This is a genomic window from Lactococcus lactis (assembly GCF_029023865.1).
Classification (GTDB): Bacteria; Bacillota; Bacilli; order Lactobacillales; family Streptococcaceae; genus Lactococcus; species Lactococcus lactis.
Genome location: NZ_CP118969.1, coordinates 12,917 through 34,091, shown reverse-complemented (window position 1 = coordinate 34,091; position 21,175 = coordinate 12,917). Strand labels below are relative to the sequence as shown.

Below are 21,175 nucleotides of genomic sequence, written 5' to 3'. Positions count from 1 at the left end.
GTTCAAATAGAATCCTCTAAAATCCCTCTATATAAGCAATTGTAAGCTTTTACATTATGCTGGTAAATATAAAAAATGGCACTAAAAGCTGTGCCATTTTTTAATTAATTTTCAAAGTATTTTGCAATTTCTTCGATTGTTTGAGCATCAGCAAGTTTTACAACATTGTCAACGTCCGCGCAAAAAATTGAAATCTTTTGAATCAGCTCAAGATGCTCCTCTTTAATCCCCGCAATTCCAAATAGCATTGTGGCTATCTTAGGATTTTCTACTGTTCCAAAGTTTACACCACGAGGAACTTGAACAATGGCTACTCCTGTTTTTAAAACTTCTTTTTTTGATTCATCAGTTCCATGAGGAATTGCAATAAAGTTTCCCATATAGACTGACAATTCTCTATCTCGTTCAATCATTGCTGAGATATAGTTAGGTTTGACATAATCTCCATCAACCAACAAACTTCCACAATATTTTATGGCCTCTTCTTTATTTGAAAAGTTTTGATTAATTTTAATCAGACTTTTTTGAATTTCCATTTTAAAAATTACCTTTCTTGGTTTACTAGGTTTACAACTTATGTAAACCTAGTCATCATAATGTTTAACAGCTTCGATAATTATCTCTCTTAGTAACTCACTTACAATTTCATAATTTCCGGAATCGTATATCCTAGTATAAAGCTTGTTTTCAATAATTGAACTTGAGATTTTACCTAATAAAAAGGAAACATACTCTGGAACTTCTGGAGGCGCTAATAACAATAGAACTCGTCCAATTTGAATAGCCTGATGATCCATTGCTATTCCTTCAATTGGTTGACTTAAGTCAAAGATTTTAAAAATTGGACTTGAGATTGATGAATGAACTGCGTGAAAGAGAGCAATTTTTGTTTCTGGAATTGCTAGATGTGTTTCTTTAAATCTTTCTTCCACCAAATGAACGAGTTCTCCACTATCCTCTGGGTTTACTCGCTGAATAATTTGTTTTACAGTATCATGTAATTCTGCCTTATTTTCAAGAGATAGGATTTCAAAAGATTTTAATATTTCATTGCCTATTGAAAATAAGTCATTGAGATTTAAAAAATTCTTTTCTTTTTCTGAATCAGAGGTAAGTGCTCGTGATTTTTGTTGAATTAACCTCAGCTGGTGACGAATATTTTCCAAATTCTTTTGATCTAGCATTGGATTGATGTAGAGGTAATCTAACTCTTTCTCTGTTGTAAAAATGACGTCATATTTTTCCTGAGTGATATGGATTGAACTTTGAATAAGTTCTATCTTTTTTAAGAAGGGAAAATTCTTTCTTAAATTACTCATGATAAATTCGCAAGAAATTCTTCCACGACTGCTGACAAGTGCGGCACTTAAAGGTAAAACTAGGTCACTGCGTTCAAGAGTCGCCACAAAGTGAAGACTTATAAAAGCAATTTCCATTTCTGAAAAATTCTTATCAAAGACCTCCCTTAATGATTCTTTGACTGTTTTATAAATTTCAGGATTATCTTTATTTATCTTTTTGATAAAATCATTTTCTTTTTTAGGAAAGAGGACTGGTAACATCTCTGATTCTTTGAGATGAGCATATAGTAAACCATATAAACGGTCATCTTTCCCAAATTCTATCTCAAGAATTGTTGAAACTTTATCAATGAGTTGGCGAATTTTATAAGAAAAATCGGTATCAAATTTTTCCATAAATAGCAGCTCTCTTCCAAAGCCAAAATATAAAATATCATAAACTGATGCAAGATAAGTGATCTCAGAAACAACAAATTTTGTTACTGGCAACTCTGTCAGTAACTTATTGACAAAGTTTAAGGCTTGCTTACTTGGTCTGCCCAGAGTTTCACTACTGACAGAATCCCCCTCATCCAAACGCAGCAAAACAACTAAGCAAAAAAGTTGCATTAAAACTTTGACTTTGTCAGTCATTTTTTCAGGTAAATCTATACGTTTAAAAGCCTCATTAACTTGCTTAAATTTATTTAAATCTATTATTCTTAAAATTTTATTGTTAGAAAGTTGATTAAGAAGTAGTTCCTGAATACTTGCTGAATTATAAATCACTGCCACAAATACTGGACGAATATTTTCTTCTGCCCCTTTAAGTTTTAAGCCACGATCTCGGATTAGTACTAGTTCATTTTCAAACAGAGCTTGCTCAATTTGCTTCAAATCACTAGTTACTGTCGGTTGACTAATTCCAAAATAATCTGTTAGAGAAGCGATAGATGCTTTATTTTCAATTAATAAAAGCAACTCACCATACAAACGTTCACTTATTGAATAGTCTATTAATTCATGAGCTTGAGTAAGTTGATTGATATCCCCTTTCAAAAAATAGCCTTCATCAGTATTTTCCAAACTGATATTTTCTGGTAAAGACTTTTGTAAATTGTTCAAATCGCGATAAAGCGTTCTGCGACTTGTATCTGTAATTTCCATCATTTCTGCTATCGTAAGCTTTCCACGTTTCAAAAATGTCTGGATTAATTTTTGCTCACGACTTGTTAAAAACATAAAAATTCCTTTTTAAAATTCTACTCATAACTAGACTGCCAATTAACAGCTAGTATTTTTATTTGTTCATCCGTTTCACCATATTGATGTATTCAGGAGTAGTAATTAATGACTCAACAAAAAGATGTTGAGCATTTGGAGCTTCGTTTTTTACACTTGTCGTAAATTCTTTTGTTGAAACAATCATGATATTTTTGGCATTAAATGCTCCTAAACCAATAAATTCAACATCAGAAATAGGAATTTTAACACCATGCATCTGGAATATTGCTTTTAATGTTTCTTTGCCCATTGTATTTGAACCAATATGTAAATCATCATGAGCAAAGACAACTTCATCAATTTGGTTCAAGTCTATCTCATTTTTACTGACAGGTCTGTCAGTAATTATTGTTTGATTTGTATCATTATCAGTAGTCAATAAACTACTGATAATTTCATCATAGCGAGGTGAATTGAGGAAATTAGCCACTGAGTATCTGATTGCTTCAGGAGCCATTATCGCAGCTCGTGGAGCAAGTTCATCTTGTGTCACAACAATTGTGTCAGAACCTGCTTTTAAGTTAGCTATAGCGACATTAGTAACATCTTGTAGCAAACCTGCTTTCTTAGCTTTATTCCTCAAAATAGAGGCTCCCATTGCTGATGAACCCATTCCTGCATCACAGGCAAAGATAATATGATTAATCGTAGAGAAATCGACTTGGTCAGTAATATTATTGCTGACAGAAACTTGTCCTTTACTGACAGCTTTATCTGCAGCTACACCTACTTTTGCATTCTCAAAAGCAGAATCATCAATCATTGATTTATCCCGTTTTAAAATAAAAGATGCAACTAGAAATGAAACAATTGCTGCCACAGCTATTCCTGACCAGACACATAAGACATTTACAAAACCACCCGCTGATTTAGCTGATGCCATTCCTGTGATTGCAATAATTGAACCAGGAGAAGCAGGAGCCGCAAGACCCGAACCTAGTAAATTATTTGTCAAGGTTCCTGATACCCCACCTGCCATCACAGCAAAAAAGAGCGCAGGTTTCATCATGACATAAGGAAAATAGATTTCGTGTATACCACCGACAAATTGAATCAAAATCGCACCAGGTGCCGTCGCTTTAGCTGAACCCTTACCAAAAAGCATAAAAGCAATCAGAATTCCAAGTCCTGGTCCAGGATTCGCTTCTAATAAAAATAGAAGTGATTTTCCATTTTCAGAAACTTGCTGAATTCCCAATGGCGATAAAATCCCTTGATTGATTGCATTATTTAAAAATAATATTTTTGCTGGCTCAATAAAAAGATTAGCAAGGGGAATCAAATGATTAGCAATTAAAAAGTCGACCCCATGTCCCATCACGTCGGTTAACCAAGCTACAAGTGGACCAACCACTTTTACAGCAAAAAGTGCAAGTCCAAATCCAACTAAACCAGCTGAGAAATTATTAATCAACATTTCTAGACCTGCTTTAATATGGGTTGAACATAGTCATCAAATTTTTTTATTACCCAAGCACCAAAAGGACCCAAAATCATTGCACCTAAAATCATAGGAACGTTTCCTTTAGTGTTTAGACCTCCTAGAGAAAGACTAGCTGTGGCAATAATTGAACCGAAAGTCGCAATTGCACCAACCACTCCTCCACGATGTTCATAAATATTTTTTCCACCAGTGTAACCAATCATTAGGGGAATAAGAAAAGCAAGCATCGGACTAACCATTGCTGCAAATGTTTTATTAGGGGTAAAACCATCAGGAATGAAGAACATCGTCAACACCCCCCAGGCAATCAAAATAGGAATATTTGGCATTACCATATTTGATAATGCGGTACCAAGTTTTTGCACTCGTACTTTTAAGTTTACAGTATCAGTCATTTCAGACTCCTTTACATAGTAACTAGTATAATTATATTGTAACCGCTACCAATAAAGCTGTAAATAAAAACCTTGACACAAAAAGGCGTGCCAAGATTTATTGATGATATTTATAAAATAAAAAAAGTCACCCTTAGGTGACTTAGTTACTGCGGATGTCAGACTCGAACTGACGACATCATGATTAACAGTCATGCGCTACTACCAACTGAGCTAATCCGCAATGTAAACTTGGCATCGTCTTTATCTCCCAGGGGGCAACCCCCAAGTACTTCCAGCGCAAAAGGACTTGACTTCTGTGTTCGACATGGGAACAGGTATATCTCCTATGCAATAAATACCAAATATGGGAATTCCAGGATTCGAACCTGGGACCCCTGCGTTATCAACACAGTGCTCTAACCAACTGAGCTAAACTCCCAAAATATTAAGTTAAGCGGATGACGAGAATCGAACTCGCGTAGCCAGCTTGGAAGGCTGGGGTTCTACCATTAAACTACATCCGCTAAATAAGGAATGGCGCGAGACGGAATCGAACCGCCGACACATGGAGCTTCAATCCATTGCTCTACCAACTGAGCTACCGAGCCAAAATTGCGGGAATAGGATTTGAACCTATGACCTTCGGGTTATGAGCCCGACGAGCTACCTAGCTGCTCCATCCCGCGATAATTAAAAAGGAGGATGTGGGATTCGAACCCACGCACGCTTTTACACGCCTGACGGTTTTCAAGACCGTTCCCTTCAGCCGGACTTGGGTAATCCTCCAGATATAGTCCGTACGGGATTCGAACCCGTGTTACCGCCGTGAAAAGGCGGTGTCTTAACCCCTTGACCAACGGACCATATATTGTTGTACTGTCTCAAACAGTACTTTTCTATTATACACTTTTATATTTTTTTGTCAAGAATAAACTGTGTTATCTTTTCAAAATAATATTTTAGATGAATAATAAGAAAGTCAGTCGTCTCAAACGACAACTATTTAATTATATCAAAATATTATTTTTTGTCAAGAATAAACTAGACCATTTATTCTAAAACATAAAAAAAAAGAAAAACAGCCTTATTCGGCTGTTTCATCTTCTGATTTTTCCTTATTTTCTTCTGGTTTAGAATCTGTTTTTTCATCACCATTATAGATATTAATGTTTGAAAAATCATCAACATTCGCATTTGCATCTTTGAGAGATTCTTCAAATGTTTTTGGTTCTGGTACTTCTGCTGCCGCTGCTTCATCAGGCATTTTTCCTGTTTTGAAGAGTGACATGATTTGTTTCGCATCAAGTGTTTCATATTTAAGCAGAGCTTCCGCAATTGCTTTATGTTGCTCACGGTGTGTTTCAATTGCTTCTTTAGCACGGTCATAAGCTTCACCGAGAATACGACGCACTTCATCATCAATCATAACAGCAGTTGCTTCTGAGTAAGTCTTAGTTTGACCATAGTCGCGACCAATAAATACTTGATGGTCTCCTTCATAAGATACCATACCAAGTTTCTTAGACATCCCATATTCAGTTACCATTGAACGAGCAATGTGTGTTGCTTTTTCGATATCATTTGATGCCCCTGGAGTAGCTACACCAAAGACAATTTCTTCACCAAGTCGTCCACCCATAAGGCTGGCAAGTTGGTCTTGAAGATGGAAATTAGTTGGTTGCATGATTTCTTCATCTGGAAGAGCAAGCATGTAACCACCGATGCGTCCACGTGGAACAACGGTAACTTTACGAACAGTAGATCCATTTTCAAGAACGAGTCCAACAATAGCGTGACCTGCTTCGTGGTAAGCCACGATCTCACGTTCGCGCATTGATTGAATACGATCTTTCTTAGCTGGACCAGCCATTGCACGGTCCATTCCTTCATCAATGTCAGCAGCATTGATTTCTTTTTTATTTTGACGTGCAGCAACAAGTGCAGCTTCATTCAAAACATTTTCCAAATCAGCTCCGACATAGCCTGGAGTTTGTGTAGCAACATTGTGCAAATCAACATCACTTGCTAAAGGTTTGTTTTTAGCATGAACTTTAAGAACGGCTTCACGACCTTTAACATCTGGAGCTCCGACCAAGACTTTACGGTCAAAACGACCTGGACGTAAAAGCGCTGGGTCAAGCACATCTGAACGGTTAGTTGCAGCAATAACGATTACTGAGTTGCCATCATCTTGGAAACCATCCATTTCAACGAGCAATTGGTTAAGGGTTTGTTCACGTTCATCGTTACCACCACCAAGACCTGCACCACGTTGACGACCAACAGCATCAATTTCATCAATAAAGATAATTGATGGTGCAGTTTTCTTAGCATTTTCAAATAAGTCACGGACACGTGAGGCACCAACACCGACAAACATTTCAACGAAATCAGAACCTGAGATACTATAGAAAGGAACTCCTGCTTCACCGGCAACAGCCTTAGCAAGCAATGTTTTACCTGTACCTGGAGGGCCTTCAAGAAGAACACCTGCTGGGATACGAGCTCCTAAATCATTATATTTTTTCGGATTTTTAAGGAAATCAACAACTTCTACAAGCTCTTGTTTTTCCTCTTCAGAACCGGCAACGTCAGCAAAACGAACTTTAGATGTTTTACCATCTTGTTGTTTAGCACGAGATTTACCGAAGGACATCGGATTTCCACCGCCGCCTCCGCCACGAGCGCCCATTCCGCCCATCATGAGCCAGAATATACCAACAAATAGAAGCATTGGAATGATGTATGAGAGAATTTGAACCCACATACCACTTGATGAAGCTTGAACAACACTAAGTTTTACATCATTACTTTTAGCTGCATTTTGGATATCCTTGACAACACTGTCAGTTGGAATAATATAAGCTTGGAAGTTTTTAACTTCACTACTAGAATTGCCTAAAAGTGGGAAATTATTTGTTCCTTTTACTTTTACAGGTTCTTTATATTCACCTGTTACAGTAATTAAGCTATCAGAAGGTTGCATTGTGACGTTTTCAATCTTGTTACCGTCAAGTTTCGTCACCAATTGTGAATAGCTAATTTTATCCACGCTTGATTGATTACTACTGAAGAAGAAATTGAAACCGACAACAACAACAATAGCCAAGATTACCCACATCAAGATATTTTTTACAAAATTTCCTTGTTTTGGTTGTTTGTTGTTATTCATATTTTCCTTATCTTTTGTTTATTTATTATTAGAAAAGCCAAGAATTTACTTCTTAGTATCACTGGTAATAAAGGATACAGGCTAGTCAATAACAGCTATACCTAGTTATAGCATATTTCCTTTTGGAATGCTAATAGTAAGTATTGGTCAGAGATTTTTTCATACTTTAGTCTGAGAAAAACTTTAGATGACTAAAATCAACGAATTATTTGTTATAAACTTCTGGTTTTAAAACTCCGACATATGGAAGATTACGATAGTTTTCTTCGTAGTCCAAACCAAATCCAACAACAAATTCATTAGGAATTGTAAAACCTGAATAATCTGGTTTAATTTCAACAATTCGTCCTTCTGGTTTGTCAAGAAGTGTTACAATTTTTACGTTTGCTCCACGATGTTCCAAAAGTTCTTTTAGATATTTTAAAGTACGACCAGTATCGATAATATCTTCAACAATTAAAATATCACGACCTTTGACTGCTGTATCAACATCTAGGATTAATTTTACTTCACCAGAAGATTTTGTTCCGCCGTGATAACTTGATACAGTCATAAAGTCAGTTTCTAAGTGACAATCAATATGTTTGATTAATTCAGCTAAGAAAGGAACTGAACCGCGAAGAATTCCTAAGACTAATGGATTTTTTCCTTCGTATTCTTTTGTTAATATTTCTCCAAGTTCTTTGGATTTTTCTATAATTTCTTCTTCTGAAACTAATACTTTTTCAATGGCCTTATCAAGATTTTTTTCGAGCATCGTTGATTTCCTCTCCTATACTGGGTTTGACCCATAATATTCTTCTAATTTTATCATTTTTGAGCATTTTACTCAAATCAGAACACGCAAGACCGACAATGGCATAGAGTTTTTTATCAACGAAGATAAGTGGATTCTCTCGGGCCTTTAATGGAACTTTGTTATCAATAAAAAACTTGCGTAATTTTTTATGATGACCATTGATTAGAATTTGATCCCCAGGCTGGCGTTTACGAATTTCAATTTCCCCTTCAAGAGGCAAATAAACTTCCATAAATGATTCATCTTGCGGATTTTCACTTACAATCTCTACTGAATCCTCCCTTTCAAGTTGAATTTTTTCAAGATAAAAGAAATCTTTAGTCTTCACAAAATAAAATTCCTTATTCAATTTTGCGAAATATTGTTGAGGACGATTGATAATATGAAGTAATTCTGCAAATTTTTTCTTACTTACTTCTATTTCTGAATATTGAGCAAAAAATGCTTGTAAGATAAAATGTTGTAATTCTTTTGTTTGTGAGATGAATTTTTTAGATGATATTTTTTCATCAACAATTTCAAGTTCCGAAATTTTTTGATTAATTACTGCCAACGCCTTTTTAATTTCCGAGCTCAAATCACTGATTGATTGTGAAAATTGAGGATTTTCTTTTGTTAATTCTGGAATTAGTTGATTACGTATTCTATTTCTAAAATAATCTAGTCCTTGATTTGTTGAATCTTCATAATAGGTTTGTGCATCAAGTTCTTCTTTTGTAAATTTCAATAATGGTCTGATTAATTGCCCACCTGCAAAAGGTTGACGGTCAGCAATGCCCTGAAGACTTCTCAAAGGACGTCCTGTAATTTGACGCATTAATACCGTTTCAACAAGGTCTCCTTGATGATGAGCTGTCAGCAAAATATTGTAATTTTCTCTTATCATTAGCTTTTCAAAAAACTGATAACGGAAATCACGTGCATTTTTTTCTGTAAACTCTCCTGTAAACTTGTCAACATAAATTGGTACTTTAAGTTTTGTTGCCATTTCTCGAAGAGCAATTTCTTCAAACTTTGACTCTTCTCGTAAGCCATGATTAATGTGAGCCAGTCCCAGTTCAATACCGAGAACTTCTTTTAAATCATAGAGCCAGTTAAAAAGAGTCATTGAGTCTTTACCACCTGATAAAGCCAATAATATTTTTGAATCTTTATCAAAATAGTGTTCATCTTTGACTATTTTTAAAAATTTACGTTGAGCTGGTGTCATTTCATAACTCCATAAACATCTTGAGAAATTGCTTTTATTTCATCATCAGTTGCCCCATCAGTTTCAATCACCAAAAGATATGGTTTACTTGCAAATACAATGGCTGCATCATGATTATCTGTATCTGCCCCACCAATTTTGTGAGCAACCGATATATTTTTAGGAACGCCTGCTCTAATTTTAACATCATCAAAAGAGGTATCAAATAAAGCGTTAAAGGAAGCCCCTCCTTCATTATAAAGAGCTTCTAGCATTCTACCTACCATTTGAGCTGAGGCATTTCGCTCTTTTGGATTCCACTCTTGTCCAGCAATCCTATTTATTTCTTTTTGATAGTTTGGATTAAACTCCTGGGTTTCATAATAGGCGAGCATATTACTTCCGACATTGTCTGAGAGTTTGGCTGTTCTATTGATAACATCCTGAAGACTGTAATATTTATTATCTGCTGTTTTTGGTAAATTTCCAGTTCCTTCTGGTTTATAACTTCCATAAAAAGTATTAATGGCTGGGGTGTACAATAGTTTGTCATCAAGTGAAGCCAAACCTTCATTAAGTCGTTTTTGAGTCCAATAAAGAATTGGAATTTTAGAAAGACTCGCTGAATACATTTTCTGTTCTTGGTTTACACCAGCTGTAAACTTATCGTCAAGTTCTTTGACATAGATTGAATACTTTTTGTCATTGTATTTCTGATTCAATAATGCCTGAACTTGTTTGATTTTGGGATTTTCCAAAGAAATATCATTTTCTGAAACCCAACCTGTTTGGCCATTATCTAAAGATACTTCGTAGTAAGTTCCCCAGTTAGTCTTAGCCATTTTATCAGCAGAAAGTTGATGTGTACCACTTAAATTTGTCATTATTTGATTATCATAAGTGGTTACGGGGTTGTAAAATACATTGACACTTTTATCAGTATATATTGTTGTATTTGTTGACTCTCTAGAAATTGTAAGATCTGATATCACAGCTTTTTTGTCAGTAGAAATATACTTTCCTGTCTTTAACTTAAAGGATTTCCCAACGATTTCGGCAATATCTAATTGTGTCTTAGCTGGAATTTTACCAACTGATTTAGTAAGGTTTGAGTCCTCATAAGTTGTTAATTCTTGATAAGCCACTACTCTTTGGGGGATTGAAGTCCAAGTTTCAGTTTCTTTTTCTTTGTCTGTAACTTTGTCAGCTGCAACAATATTTTTTGATTTACTGACCTTTTTGTCAGCAAAATATCTTGTTTGTGAAAAAGCAAAAAAGCCTGTGATAATCATTAAAAGCATCACCAAGGCTACTCCACTATTAATTTTTGTTCTCTGTTTTTGCATGATTAAAACCTTGCCCAACATCTTATCCATTCCATAGAATAATTTCTGTTGTAATCTTTATCTTTTTAATTCCTAGAATTTTTCATAAAATAGGTGCTATTTTTAGTCAATAGAATAGTCAAAGAAAAAACTAAATAATATTTTTTCTTTTTAATTATTTAGTTTAATTCACGATTTTTTTGCTCAAGTTCTGTAAGTCTTTGGTGACTTGTTTCTAAAAATTCGGCATAGACATTTTTAAAAATTTTTTCTTGATAATTTAAATCAACCTTACCATCTTCGTGTATTTTTGAAATTTCAACACCAATCAAATCTCCAATTTGTACTTTGGGTACATTTTTAGGGATTTGTGACCAACGCAAAAGTCCTCTATTTTTACTGACAGCTTTGTCAGCAAGTTTTTCTGTACTTTCGTCAAGTTTATCAGTAGAAATTTTTACAAAAAGTCCAAATCTTGTAATGTTTTCAACTTGTCCAATCATTATTTTGACCCGTTACTTCCAATCAAGGGACTGTCAGTAGTAAAAACTTTTTCATCACTTTGTGAATATTCTTGACCGTCACTCCGAGCAAATTTTTGGAGATAGTTAGGATCCTGAAGTTTTGATATTTCTTCTTTTTTAATCGTTACTTCTTTAGAAAGACTCTCATATTGTTTCTTTGCACTTTGTTCTAAAGCTACTTGACTGTGCAAAGTTTCATATGATTTTATCAAACTCATACTTGCTAAACTAAAAAGTAAAATTGCCACGATCAAAATAAGCCCTAAATGTTTTCTTTTTGGTACTGGGTTTAAATTTCTTTTTTTATGCTTCTGAGTGTACTTATTATTTAGTTGAATCACTTGCTTTGCCATGACAACCTCCAATCTATTTTGATGATAATTACTCAACTTCTTCTGTAATACGAGTTTCGCTAATCATTTCATACATTTTATCAGCATCTTCTTTACGTGTAAACTCTTTTAATTCAGCAACCCGAACTTCAACAATTTTATTTCCGAAACGAATTTCAATTGTGTCATTAAATTTTACATCAGATGAAGATTTCGCTAATTTTCCGTTAATTTTAATCCGACCTTTGTCGGCAACTTCTTTCGCAACTGGACGACGTTTAATCAAGCGCGAAACTTTTAAAAACTTATCTAATCTCATGGTTTGATTATAACATATTTCATTTTGTTTGAAAATGCCTTTATTTATAATAATAAGGCTCCATCATTAGTGACAGAACCTTATTAATTTACTGACAGACCTGTCAGTAATTTTTTTATTATTTTGAACGTCTAAGTTCTTGATATTCTAGCCTTGCTGCTTTGGCGTCTTCTTTCATTGTTGGATAAGCTTTTTTTATATCGTTAGCTGAAATAAAGAAGAAAACAATCGCAATAATTTCAATTGGAAGTAGAATAAGACTTGAAAGTCCTAAAGCAATATTTCCTGTCCCACCCGCTGAAACTTCGGTAACTAATAAAACCATAAGAACAACTCCTAATCCTTGAGTTACATACATTAAAATTGGTGCCACATGTTTTCTTTTTCTTACTAAATCCAGTTTACTTGCCCAAACATGAGCAAAAATCACAAAAACAAAAACGATTGTTCCAAAAGTTCCTTTATTGTACCCCACTAAAGGTAATAGAAAAACAAGAATAATAAAGATTGGAATAATAAGATAGTAAGAATAAGTTTGATAGGGTCGGCTTTTTTCTCTCAACTCCGCTTTTGCTTCTTTTAAATCCACTTTTATAAATCTCCTTTAAGATATGAGTTTAATTTTATAAATTACATCTTGAGAATTTTTTCTCTTTATGTTTTTTATTTCCATAAAATTATTAAACTCTATTTTTTATAGTTTTATATAAAAGCATTGTATCATATTTATCTTTTTTTACAAAATAATTACTTGTTTTCGTAACTGTCTCGTATTTTTGATAATTCTTCAATAAAATTCATTATTTCGCTCAAAAGAACAACGGAGTTTCGATTTTCAATTTTAAAGCGGAAAGTCATTTTACCATATTTTTCCCCCACAGAAGCTTTCATGCTTGTTTTAGCCAAGGCTTTGAAATAATCTTGTGGGTCATAGGTGGTATTAGCCACTTTTTCCAAAGTAACAGTTGCTTCAAATCTCGATTTTTCAATTTTTTCAACTAAGGCATTATCTGCAAAGTGTTTTAAGAGACCAATTTCCAGAAGATAAGCGACTTCATCTGGATATTCTCCAAAACGGTCAACCAATTCTTCTTGTAGTTCTTCATAAATCTCCCGACTATCAATTTGACGAATTCGTTTGTAAATTTCAATTTTTTGACGTTCATCAGAAATATAATAAGCAGGAATAAAGGCATCCAATTCCAAAGAAATTTCCACATTTGAAGTCCGTTTTTGCTTACTTGTCCCAAGTTTAGCGTGAATGGCTTCTTCCAACAGTTGTGAGTACAAATCGAAACCAACAGAATCAATAAATCCTGATTGCTCACTTCCCAGTAAATTACCAGCACCACGGATAGACAAATCACGCATGGCAATCTTGAAACCTGAGCCTAATTCTGTAAAGCCTTTAATAGCTTCCAAACGTTTTTCCGAAACTTCAGACAATATTTTTTCAGGTCGATACATGAAATAGGCGTAAGCCACCCGATTTGAACGCCCCACTCGCCCTCTTAATTGATAAAGTTGTGACAAGCCCATCATATCCGCATTTTCAATAAAAAGCGTATTCGCATTTGGAATATCAACCCCAGTTTCAATGATTGTCGTTGCAACAAGCACATCATAATCACCTGCGATAAAGGCAAGTAAAGTATTTTCAAGTTGTACTTCAGTCATTTGGCCGTGTATAAAACCAATTCTTACTTCAGGAATTAATTCTTCTAATTGAGAAACTTTTTGCTCAATCGTGTCAACCCTGTTGTAAACATAGTAAACTTGTCCACCACGAGAGATTTCTCTCAACACTGCATCACGAACCACACCGTAGTTTGTTTCCATGACATAGGTTTGAACTGGATAACGGTTTGTTGGTGGTGTTTCAATAACTGACAAGTCACGAATTCCAAGCATTGACATATGTAGAGTCCTAGGAATAGGTGTGGCTGTCAATGTCAAAACATCAACCTGGGTTTTTAATTCTTTCAAACGTTCTTTATGCTTAACCCCAAAACGTTGTTCTTCATCAATAATCATCAAACCTAAATCAAAAAATTCAACATCTTTTGAAAGTAAACGGTGGGTTCCAATAATTAAATCAACTCGTCCTTTTTTCAATTTGGCTAGAATTTCAGTTTGCTGTGTTTTCGTTTGAAAACGGCTGAGAACTTCGACATTTACACCAAAGTTGATAAAACGTTCAGTAAAATTATTAAAATGCTGCTCAGCAAGAACAGTCGTTGGCACAAGAACTGCGACTTGTTTCCCGTCATTTATGGCTTTGAAGGCTGCTCGCATTGCAACTTCGGTTTTACCAAAACCAACATCACCAACTAACAAGCGGTCCATTGGCCGTTCAAGTTCCATATCATGCTTAATTTCATTGATTGAACGCATCTGGTCTTCAGTTTCAACATATGAAAAACCAGAATCAAATTCTTCTTGACTGGTGTCATCCGGAGAGAATGCAAATCCTTTTTTCGCCTGACGTTCAGCATAAAGTTTAATCAAATCATCTGAAATATCTTCAACTTGTTTACTGACAGAAGACATGGTTTTACGCCAACGCCCATCGTTCAGTTTATTGATTTTAGGACTTTTTCCTTCACCAGCTGTATATTTACTGAGTAAATCTAGGTGATCAACTGGAACAGAAATTGTATCCCCATTTTGATATTGAATGGTCAGATAATCACGATGCATTCCGCCGACTTCAAGCGTTTGTAAACCTAAATATTTCCCAATCCCATGATTCTTATGGACAACAAAATCACCAACAGCGAGTTCATTGTAATCTTTTAGTCTTTCTGCATTTGTAATATTCAGTTTGCGTGCCTTTTTCTTACGCATTTTACCAAATATTTCATGCTCAGTCATGACGACTAATTTTTCATCAAGGAAATTAAAACCATTGGATAATTGCAAATCAATCAGATTGACTTTACCCACTTGAATAGATTCTCTGTCAACCTCTTGTAAACTTAAATCTAATTCATGGAGTGATTTACGGAGTTTTTCTGATGATACAGCTAAAACAACTGTAAACTCTTGCTTAATAAATCGTTCAACTTCAGTGTAAAAAAGTTCTAATTGACCGAAAAATTGTTGCATTGAATGTTGTTTGAAATTATAAAGTTGTTCAAATCTGAGATTTCCGAGCCCTTTTTGGAAATTTGAAAAGAAGGTAGCAGGCTTATAATTTCTAACTTTTGCCATTGTATCTAGCAAATAAGTCTGCCCTTCAAATCCCCTTTCCATTGCTTTTTCAGATAAAATGAAATCTGCTAATTCCATTTCTAACTTATTATTCATTTCATTTACTTTTTGAAAATCATCAATGAATATTTGAACATTTTTTGGAAAATAATTTAAAAGTGAAGTTTTTTTATCATAAAAATACTCCGCAAATTTTCGTAAATCTTTGTGATAATAGTGATTTTGAGCTGCTGAAATCACTTCTTCCATATATGATTTTGCTGACGGGTCTGTCAGTAAATTTGTCATTTCTGTCAGTGATTTTGCACCCTTGTCAAATTCTTTGTCAGTCAAAATAAAATCACTGGCCGGATATATTTCCAAACGTTCAAGGCTTGTCAGTGAACGTTGACTCTCCACATCAAATGAGCGAATCGTATCTACTTCATCACCAAAAAACTCTAAACGTACCGGATTTTCCGCATCTAAAGGATAAATATCAACGATATCTCCTCGCATTGAAAATTCACCTGGCGTCATCACGCGCTGTGTCTTTTCATAACCAGCTTTTGATAATAAATTAACTAAATTTGATAAATCATACTCATCCCCAGAGGTCAGTAAAAGATAATTTTCTAAAAAATTTTCGGGACTTGGTAAATAGCTCCGTAATGCCAAAAAAGGTACGACCAAAAATCCTGTTGACTTTTCGTCAAGTAGGAAATTAAGTGCCTCAAGTCGATAAGCAACTCGATCTTTAGATGCAAGTGCGAACTCTGCGTAGATGTTATCGTCAGAAAAAAATTGAAAAACTTTTTCTTCACCAAGCAAAGTTGACAGTTCATCATAAAGTTCATTCGTATGAAACTGGCTGTCAGTAACAATAATATATTTGTCAGCAACATTTTCATAAGCATTTGCCATCACTAAGCTCTTTGCTGTTCCTGACAATCCTGTCAGTAAAGTTCGCTCACGCTTTGAAAAACCTTGTTGCCATTTTTGTAGTTGCCAATTTTGGTCAAAAAATTCAATAATATTCATTTAGTTAAATTTATTCATTGTCTTTTGAAAATCACCATTTTCAAGATAGAATTTCATTGCATCAACAGCTTTGAAAATTCCATCTTGAGCGATTTCCTTATCTTCATTGTCAAAACCAGAGAGTACATGATTCACAACTGTCATCCCATGTTTTGGACGGCCAATCCCAATTTTTACACGGTTAAAAGTTTGACTTCCCACATGTGTAATGACTGATTTTATTCCATTTTGTCCACCTGATGACCCTTTTTGTCTTAGACGCACGCGCCCGACTGGTGAATCCAAGTCATCATGCATGACCGTTAAATCTGCCTCGTCTATATTATAATATTTCAAAAGTGGCGCCACCGCACGCCCAGATTCATTCATAAAAGTCAAAGGTTTCACGAGAAACAATTTTTCACCATTCACAAATGTTGACGCGACAAGCGACATAAAAGGTTTTTCTTCTTTAAAATCAACATTCAGTTCTTTTGCCAGTAAATCAAGTGCCATAAAGCCCATATTATGTTTTGTTTTTTCATATTTATCGCCTGGGTTTCCCAAGCCAACAATCATTTTTGTCATTTTCTATTCTTTCTTCTCTATTTTTGAAAATTTTTTATAAATTGCCGAATTTCTCTTTTATTGTGTAAAACAATTTTATTTTTTTGAGCATTTATCAGTTCACTCCGGCCATTTTTTTGCCAGATAAACATCTGTTTTAACATCTGTAAACTTGGTCGATAAGTTGATTTTTCAAGTCTCAATTTTTGTTTTACATAGCGCTTAATTATCCGATATTTCAGTAAGTTCTTAGGTAAATCTAAATAAATAATCTTGTCAACTTTGTCTAACAATGGAATAAATCGTTCGCGTAATGTATCTTCAATGATAAAACACTCATTCTTAAAAATACACTCAATTGACTCGAAAACTTCTTTATCTGTTCGATTTCTTTCACCTTCATGAACGATATTATCCAAGTGAAACACGCGCATTGAGTTTTTTTCACTTAATTTCCTAGCCAACGTTGATTTTCCAGAACCAACTGTTCCGACAATATAGATTTTCATTAGTTTAACCTACCAAAATTACTGACAGACTTTTCAGCTGTCCTATTTTTATCTGTCAGTAAATATTTCAATAAAAGCCAAAAGGCCGATTCATAAAAATCAGCTTCTGACATTATTATAACATGTTTATTTACCTAGAGGAGCAAAAAAAAGACCCAATATTTCTATTGAGCCTATTAACTTTTATCATAGATAATTCATTATTCACCAATCTCAATAACCAAATCACTAACTTCTTTCAGGTAAGAATCATGTGTCACAATGACAACCGTCTTTCCCTTATCAACTTCTTGACGCAAAAGAGCAATCACTTCATTTCTATTTTCTGTATCAAGCGAACCTGTTGGTTCATCTGCCAAAATCAGCTGACTTTCTTTTAATAAAGCCCGTGCAATTGCTACTCTTTGTTTCTCTCCACCAGAAAGACTATAAACTTTTGTATTTAATCGATGATTTATGCCTACTTGGAGTAACAATTTCTTCATCTTTTTTCGTTTTTCTTTTTTTGAAATTCTAGAATAAATCAGTGCTATCTCTAAATTTTTTTCGATTGTTTCATCTTCTAATAAAGCAAAGTTTTGAAAAAGATAGGAAATTTTATTTCTCCTCATCTTTAAAGCTAAGGAACTATTAAAAGGTGGTGCAAACTGACCGTTAAAATAATATTTCCCATCATCATAATCCTCAATTAAACCAATAATATTCAAAAGTGTTGACTTTCCCGCACCACTTGTCCCATAAATTGCGGTCATTTTTCCTTCCGGAATTCTTAAATTTAATTTATCAAAAATAATATGCCCTTTGTAACTTTTTGTCAGTTCTTCAATCTCAATCATTCTATTCTCCTTTCAAGACATTCAAAAATAGTCCTTTTTGTAGTTTTAGCAATATCAAAATAATAATCAAAATTTCTAAGACAAAATAAATTCCCAGTCCCTCTAGTGTGATGTTAACATCTCTTTGACTTAAAGCAAAAGCAAAATATAAACTTCCCTGCACTAAGACTATTGCAAAAAGAGTTTTATAAGTTACAAAGAAAGAAATTCCATATAATCTTTTGACCGCAATTTTCTTTTTGTATGTTTCAAAATAAAAAACCGTAGTTGTCAGAATCATTGATAAAAATATAAGAATCACTAAACCATTAGTAACAGCATAATTATAGGGATTTCCAACCGTACTCAAATTATCCGTTTTACTTATATCGTCTATCTTAATCATGGAAGGGTGAGTTTCAAGAGCACTATTTTTCTTCAAAATAGGAATAAGTGGTTGATATGTTTTTTCTATTGTTCCCCTAATTTTAAATTTCAAAACAGTATTGTGTTGAAAAGTAACATTTCCCTTATCAGTAAAATTTTTTCTCGTATAAACTTCTACTAAATCTGGAGATATTTTGGTACTATTTTCGTCTAGTAAGTCTAACTTTTGAGCATCTTTTATGAAATAGTATTTTATAGTTGAACCTTTAAAAAATGCCAATGAATCAGAAGAAGCATAATATTTTTTTATCTTAGAAAGTTGAGATTTATATTTTTCCGAAACCAAAATAATCCCCGAATTTGTATCAGGATTTATTTCTACTCTTTGATTGTCCTGGGAGTATATAGCAAATTTTGAAAGATAGTTATCATTAATTTGTAAGTCATTCAGACTATCATTTTCTACAATATCAATGCTTGAATCAGAAATATAAAGTCCATCATGTTCCTCAGCATAAACAAATAAATCAATGCATGATAGATTTAGGGGCTGACCTCCGTCATAGCCTGAAAATTCTGGGTAAAGTATGGCATATTCTTGCCCAATTTTGGAAGTTATTTCTAGCTTAGCATTTACAAAATAGAGTAGAGTTGCTGTTGTAGAAACTGTAATCAAAAATACAAATGCTTTGACCGCATAGAGAACATAGTGACTATACTTAAAAAATGACTTAGAGTTAATCTGATTGGCAAGTGAAAAGCTAGATACAAGTACTATGGAGATATAGGAAACTATGATAACAAGTAACAGCATAATAAACATTTGCAAACTAAATTGAAGATTAAATCCTCTGAAAACTAAAAAACTTGAAAATATATAAGCCAGCAATGTCACTATAAAAAATTCTTTCAAAAATAAACGCAAGCCTATCCTATGAGCGCTGACGCCATTCAAACGATAAGTAGCAATTTTTTTATTATTTCCAACTAACCAAACAAATAAAAAGATAGCAAAGAAAACTATCGAAATTCCTATAAATAAACCCGAATTGCTAGTTGATTATTTAGCCATGACTTGATACCCGATAGAATATCTTAAAGTCTCTGGTTCCAGTGATTTAGCTGATTTTAACATTAAGAATACGCTAAAAGTATCATCTCTAATCTCAATTGAAAACCTTGAGGCGAACGACTTTTACAACGCTCAGCTCCTAGATTTGTCAAAAAAGAGAAAACTCGCTCAATCACTTTTCTACGTTTTGAAAAATTAGGGAAAAGGTTTTTCTTTTGCTTCATGTTCTTCCTGACAGGTGTAATTAGATCAATTCCTTCTAATTCCAGCCTTTCATGCAGTGACTGACCTAGATATCCCATATCTCCAAGGACTGTTGGTGTCCCAAATTGACTCAACACTTCCTCGGTCATTGAACTATCAGCCATTGAAGCAGGAGTAATTGTGTAGTCTATGACATAGCCTGATTCACTGACTAAAGCATGACATTTACATCCATAGAAGTACTGTCCCTTTGTAGCATTGTAGCCAACATTTGCATAATCTCCAAGACCTTTGCTTCTGAAATTACGAATAGGCTGACACAAAGGAATGGGGAAGCTGTCAATAATGGATACACTCATTCCTTCAACCTCTTTAAAGACGAGTGCTTGGCGAATGACTTGGATACTCGGTAAGAGGGCATTACAACGGCAGACAAAGCGAGAATATTCTAGGAAATTAGGAAATAAACTTTGAGCCAATTGGTGCTTAGCTTTAAGCGTTTCACTAAAATGCAGTACGCCCCATAGGTAACAAGTAATCACTAAACAGTCAGATGTTGCAAGATGGACGTTCTTTCGGTTTTGAACCTCAAGGGGAACACTCGTTTGATAAAGCGTCTCAATGGTTGTCAGTAAATAAACAAAAACTTTTGGAAGTGTGCTATTATAAGTCATATAAGTCGTGCGCTTTCTAATGCTTAGTAGTTTAAGATTAGGATAGCACGACTTATTTATTTTCCAATGAAATTAACTAGCAATTCGGGTATAAATAAAGATAAATTATCATTAGTTAAACCAATGAAACTAGTATAATTATTAGGATAAAAATCACTAGGACGAGTCGTTAATTTTTTAGAAGTAATATGAGTCCCATATTTTTGATTAAGAGCTATTAAAAAGTCTTGGAGAGAAGTTTGGATATTTTTATTTTTTATATAAACATCACTATTTTCCTGTTCTACAGTCGTAATATTCTTAAGAGGCTCACTCCATAATTGACAGCTAAAACCGTGAGATACAAAAGTTTTTTTATCAGATGTTTGATAGTTTGTCTTGTAAAACACCGCTTTACTATCCATTTTAAGCAAATCCGCATGACCTTTCCCATCGTTCTTTACTCCACCATACGTACTCCTAAAAATAAAAGATGCCCCAGTTTTAGCTGACACACCTTCTACAAGGGAAATTAAATTCTTGTCGCTACTAATGGATGAAGGAAGATAAATTTGTGTAAAATCTTGAACATCATAATTTTTTTCAATTTGCTTATCTACAAAATTATTTTTTACTATATTGGCAGAAGATATTGAAATAACAATAAATAGAACAAGAAGAACAAACTTAATAACCTTATTCATATTAACT

At 34.1% G+C, this 21,175-nt stretch carries 16 protein-coding genes, 7 tRNA genes, 1 rRNA gene and 2 pseudogenes; all 26 read right to left on the bottom strand.

Annotated elements, in window-relative coordinates:
* Positions 1–104 precede the first annotated feature (104 nt).
* On the bottom strand, positions 105–536 hold the full coding sequence (locus PYW37_RS00175; protein ID WP_023189463.1) for a PTS mannitol transporter subunit IIA: 432 nt from the start codon (positions 534–536) through the stop codon (positions 105–107).
* Between the two features lie 48 nt (positions 537–584).
* Positions 585–2,522: a BglG family transcription antiterminator gene (locus PYW37_RS00170; RefSeq protein WP_023189462.1), complete on the bottom strand. Its 1,938-nt coding sequence runs from the start codon at positions 2,520–2,522 to the stop codon at positions 585–587.
* Positions 2,523–2,580: 58 nt separating this feature from the next.
* Positions 2,581–4,403: pseudogene (locus PYW37_RS00165) on the bottom strand (PTS mannitol transporter subunit IIBC).
* 149 nt (positions 4,404–4,552) lie between these two features.
* A tRNA-Asn gene (locus PYW37_RS00160) sits at positions 4,553–4,626 on the bottom strand.
* Between the two features lie 6 nt (positions 4,627–4,632).
* A 5S ribosomal RNA gene (gene rrf, locus PYW37_RS00155) occupies positions 4,633–4,748 on the bottom strand.
* Positions 4,749–4,750: 2 nt separating this feature from the next.
* Positions 4,751–4,824, bottom strand: a tRNA-Ile gene (locus PYW37_RS00150).
* A gap of 14 nt (positions 4,825–4,838) precedes the next feature.
* Positions 4,839–4,909: transfer RNA gene (locus PYW37_RS00145), tRNA-Gly, on the bottom strand.
* An 11-nt stretch (positions 4,910–4,920) separates the two neighbouring features.
* Positions 4,921–4,993 (bottom strand) — tRNA-Phe (locus tag PYW37_RS00140).
* 4 nt (positions 4,994–4,997) lie between these two features.
* A tRNA-Met gene (locus PYW37_RS00135) sits at positions 4,998–5,071 on the bottom strand.
* A gap of 10 nt (positions 5,072–5,081) precedes the next feature.
* Positions 5,082–5,171: transfer RNA gene (locus PYW37_RS00130), tRNA-Ser, on the bottom strand.
* 5 nt (positions 5,172–5,176) lie between these two features.
* Positions 5,177–5,248, bottom strand: a tRNA-Glu gene (locus PYW37_RS00125).
* 221 nt (positions 5,249–5,469) lie between these two features.
* Complete coding sequence (gene ftsH / locus PYW37_RS00120; protein ID WP_025017032.1) at positions 5,470–7,557, bottom strand: ATP-dependent zinc metalloprotease FtsH; 2,088 nt, start codon at positions 7,555–7,557, stop codon at positions 5,470–5,472.
* A 205-nt stretch (positions 7,558–7,762) separates the two neighbouring features.
* Positions 7,763–8,314 (bottom strand): hypoxanthine phosphoribosyltransferase, encoded by a 552-nt coding sequence (gene hpt, locus PYW37_RS00115; RefSeq protein ID WP_010905038.1) that lies wholly within the window; start codon positions 8,312–8,314, stop codon positions 7,763–7,765.
* Positions 8,295–9,566, bottom strand: a complete 1,272-nt coding sequence (gene tilS, locus PYW37_RS00110) for a tRNA lysidine(34) synthetase TilS (protein ID WP_023189457.1) — start codon at positions 9,564–9,566, stop codon at positions 8,295–8,297. Before tilS ends, hpt begins: the two co-directional genes overlap by 20 nt.
* The gene (locus PYW37_RS00105) at positions 9,563–10,912 is read right to left on the bottom strand and encodes a serine hydrolase (RefSeq protein WP_025017031.1); all 1,350 of its coding nucleotides are present in this window, start codon (positions 10,910–10,912) and stop codon (positions 9,563–9,565) included. Before PYW37_RS00105 ends, tilS begins: the two co-directional genes overlap by 4 nt.
* Positions 10,913–11,049: 137 nt before the next feature.
* On the bottom strand, positions 11,050–11,373 hold the full coding sequence (locus PYW37_RS00100) for a hypothetical protein (protein ID WP_021723176.1): 324 nt from the start codon (positions 11,371–11,373) through the stop codon (positions 11,050–11,052).
* A complete protein-coding gene (locus PYW37_RS00095; RefSeq protein WP_003132171.1) occupies positions 11,373–11,747 on the bottom strand; it encodes an FtsB family cell division protein in 375 nt (124 codons plus the stop codon). Before PYW37_RS00095 ends, PYW37_RS00100 begins: the two co-directional genes overlap by 1 nt.
* Before the next feature lie 28 nt (positions 11,748–11,775).
* Complete coding sequence (locus PYW37_RS00090; protein ID WP_003132170.1) at positions 11,776–12,045, bottom strand: RNA-binding S4 domain-containing protein; 270 nt, start codon at positions 12,043–12,045, stop codon at positions 11,776–11,778.
* A gap of 118 nt (positions 12,046–12,163) precedes the next feature.
* The gene (locus PYW37_RS00085) at positions 12,164–12,634 is read right to left on the bottom strand and encodes a hypothetical protein (RefSeq protein ID WP_023189454.1); all 471 of its coding nucleotides are present in this window, start codon (positions 12,632–12,634) and stop codon (positions 12,164–12,166) included.
* 158 nt (positions 12,635–12,792) lie between these two features.
* On the bottom strand, positions 12,793–16,278 hold the full coding sequence (gene mfd / locus PYW37_RS00080) for a transcription-repair coupling factor (RefSeq protein WP_025017030.1): 3,486 nt from the start codon (positions 16,276–16,278) through the stop codon (positions 12,793–12,795).
* Entirely contained in the window at positions 16,279–16,845 is a 567-nt protein-coding gene (pth, locus tag PYW37_RS00075) for an aminoacyl-tRNA hydrolase (RefSeq protein ID WP_003132167.1), read from the bottom strand.
* 17 nt (positions 16,846–16,862) lie between these two features.
* Positions 16,863–17,333 (bottom strand): AAA family ATPase, encoded by a 471-nt coding sequence (locus PYW37_RS00070; RefSeq protein WP_010905031.1) that lies wholly within the window; start codon positions 17,331–17,333, stop codon positions 16,863–16,865.
* 200 nt (positions 17,334–17,533) lie between these two features.
* A complete protein-coding gene (locus PYW37_RS00065) occupies positions 17,534–18,169 on the bottom strand; it encodes an ABC transporter ATP-binding protein (protein WP_021723172.1) in 636 nt (211 codons plus the stop codon).
* Position 18,170: 1 nt separating this feature from the next.
* Positions 18,171–19,565, bottom strand: coding sequence for a DUF1430 domain-containing protein (locus PYW37_RS00060; RefSeq protein ID WP_370664259.1), 1,395 nt, complete (start codon positions 19,563–19,565; stop codon positions 18,171–18,173).
* Positions 19,566–19,595: 30 nt separating this feature from the next.
* Positions 19,596–20,485 (bottom strand): annotated as a pseudogene (locus tag PYW37_RS00055) (IS982 family transposase).
* A 56-nt stretch (positions 20,486–20,541) separates the two neighbouring features.
* Positions 20,542–21,168, bottom strand: coding sequence for a hypothetical protein (locus tag PYW37_RS00050; protein ID WP_058222317.1), 627 nt, complete (start codon positions 21,166–21,168; stop codon positions 20,542–20,544).
* Positions 21,169–21,175: the final 7 nt, after the last annotated feature.

Excerpts from the sequence above, each read along its gene's own strand:
- PYW37_RS00175 (WP_023189463.1), bottom strand. The coding sequence starts at position 536 with ATGGAAATTCAAAAAAGTCTGATTAAAATTAATCAAAACTTTTCAAAT.
- PYW37_RS00170 (WP_023189462.1), bottom strand. The coding sequence starts at position 2,522 with ATGTTTTTAACAAGTCGTGAGCAAAAATTAATCCAGACATTTTTGAAA.
- ftsH (WP_025017032.1), bottom strand. The coding sequence starts at position 7,557 with ATGAATAACAACAAACAACCAAAACAAGGAAATTTTGTAAAAAATATC.
- hpt (WP_010905038.1), bottom strand. The coding sequence starts at position 8,314 with ATGCTCGAAAAAAATCTTGATAAGGCCATTGAAAAAGTATTAGTTTCA.
- tilS (WP_023189457.1), bottom strand. The coding sequence starts at position 9,566 with ATGACACCAGCTCAACGTAAATTTTTAAAAATAGTCAAAGATGAACAC.
- PYW37_RS00105 (WP_025017031.1), bottom strand. The coding sequence starts at position 10,912 with ATGTTGGGCAAGGTTTTAATCATGCAAAAACAGAGAACAAAAATTAAT.
- PYW37_RS00100 (WP_021723176.1), bottom strand. The coding sequence starts at position 11,373 with ATGATTGGACAAGTTGAAAACATTACAAGATTTGGACTTTTTGTAAAA.
- PYW37_RS00095 (WP_003132171.1), bottom strand. The coding sequence starts at position 11,747 with ATGGCAAAGCAAGTGATTCAACTAAATAATAAGTACACTCAGAAGCAT.
- PYW37_RS00090 (WP_003132170.1), bottom strand. The coding sequence starts at position 12,045 with ATGAGATTAGATAAGTTTTTAAAAGTTTCGCGCTTGATTAAACGTCGT.
- mfd (WP_025017030.1), bottom strand. The coding sequence starts at position 16,278 with ATGAATATTATTGAATTTTTTGACCAAAATTGGCAACTACAAAAATGG.
- pth (WP_003132167.1), bottom strand. The coding sequence starts at position 16,845 with ATGACAAAAATGATTGTTGGCTTGGGAAACCCAGGCGATAAATATGAA.
- PYW37_RS00070 (WP_010905031.1), bottom strand. The coding sequence starts at position 17,333 with ATGAAAATCTATATTGTCGGAACAGTTGGTTCTGGAAAATCAACGTTG.
- PYW37_RS00065 (WP_021723172.1), bottom strand. The coding sequence starts at position 18,169 with ATGATTGAGATTGAAGAACTGACAAAAAGTTACAAAGGGCATATTATT.
- PYW37_RS00050 (WP_058222317.1), bottom strand. The coding sequence starts at position 21,168 with ATGAATAAGGTTATTAAGTTTGTTCTTCTTGTTCTATTTATTGTTATT.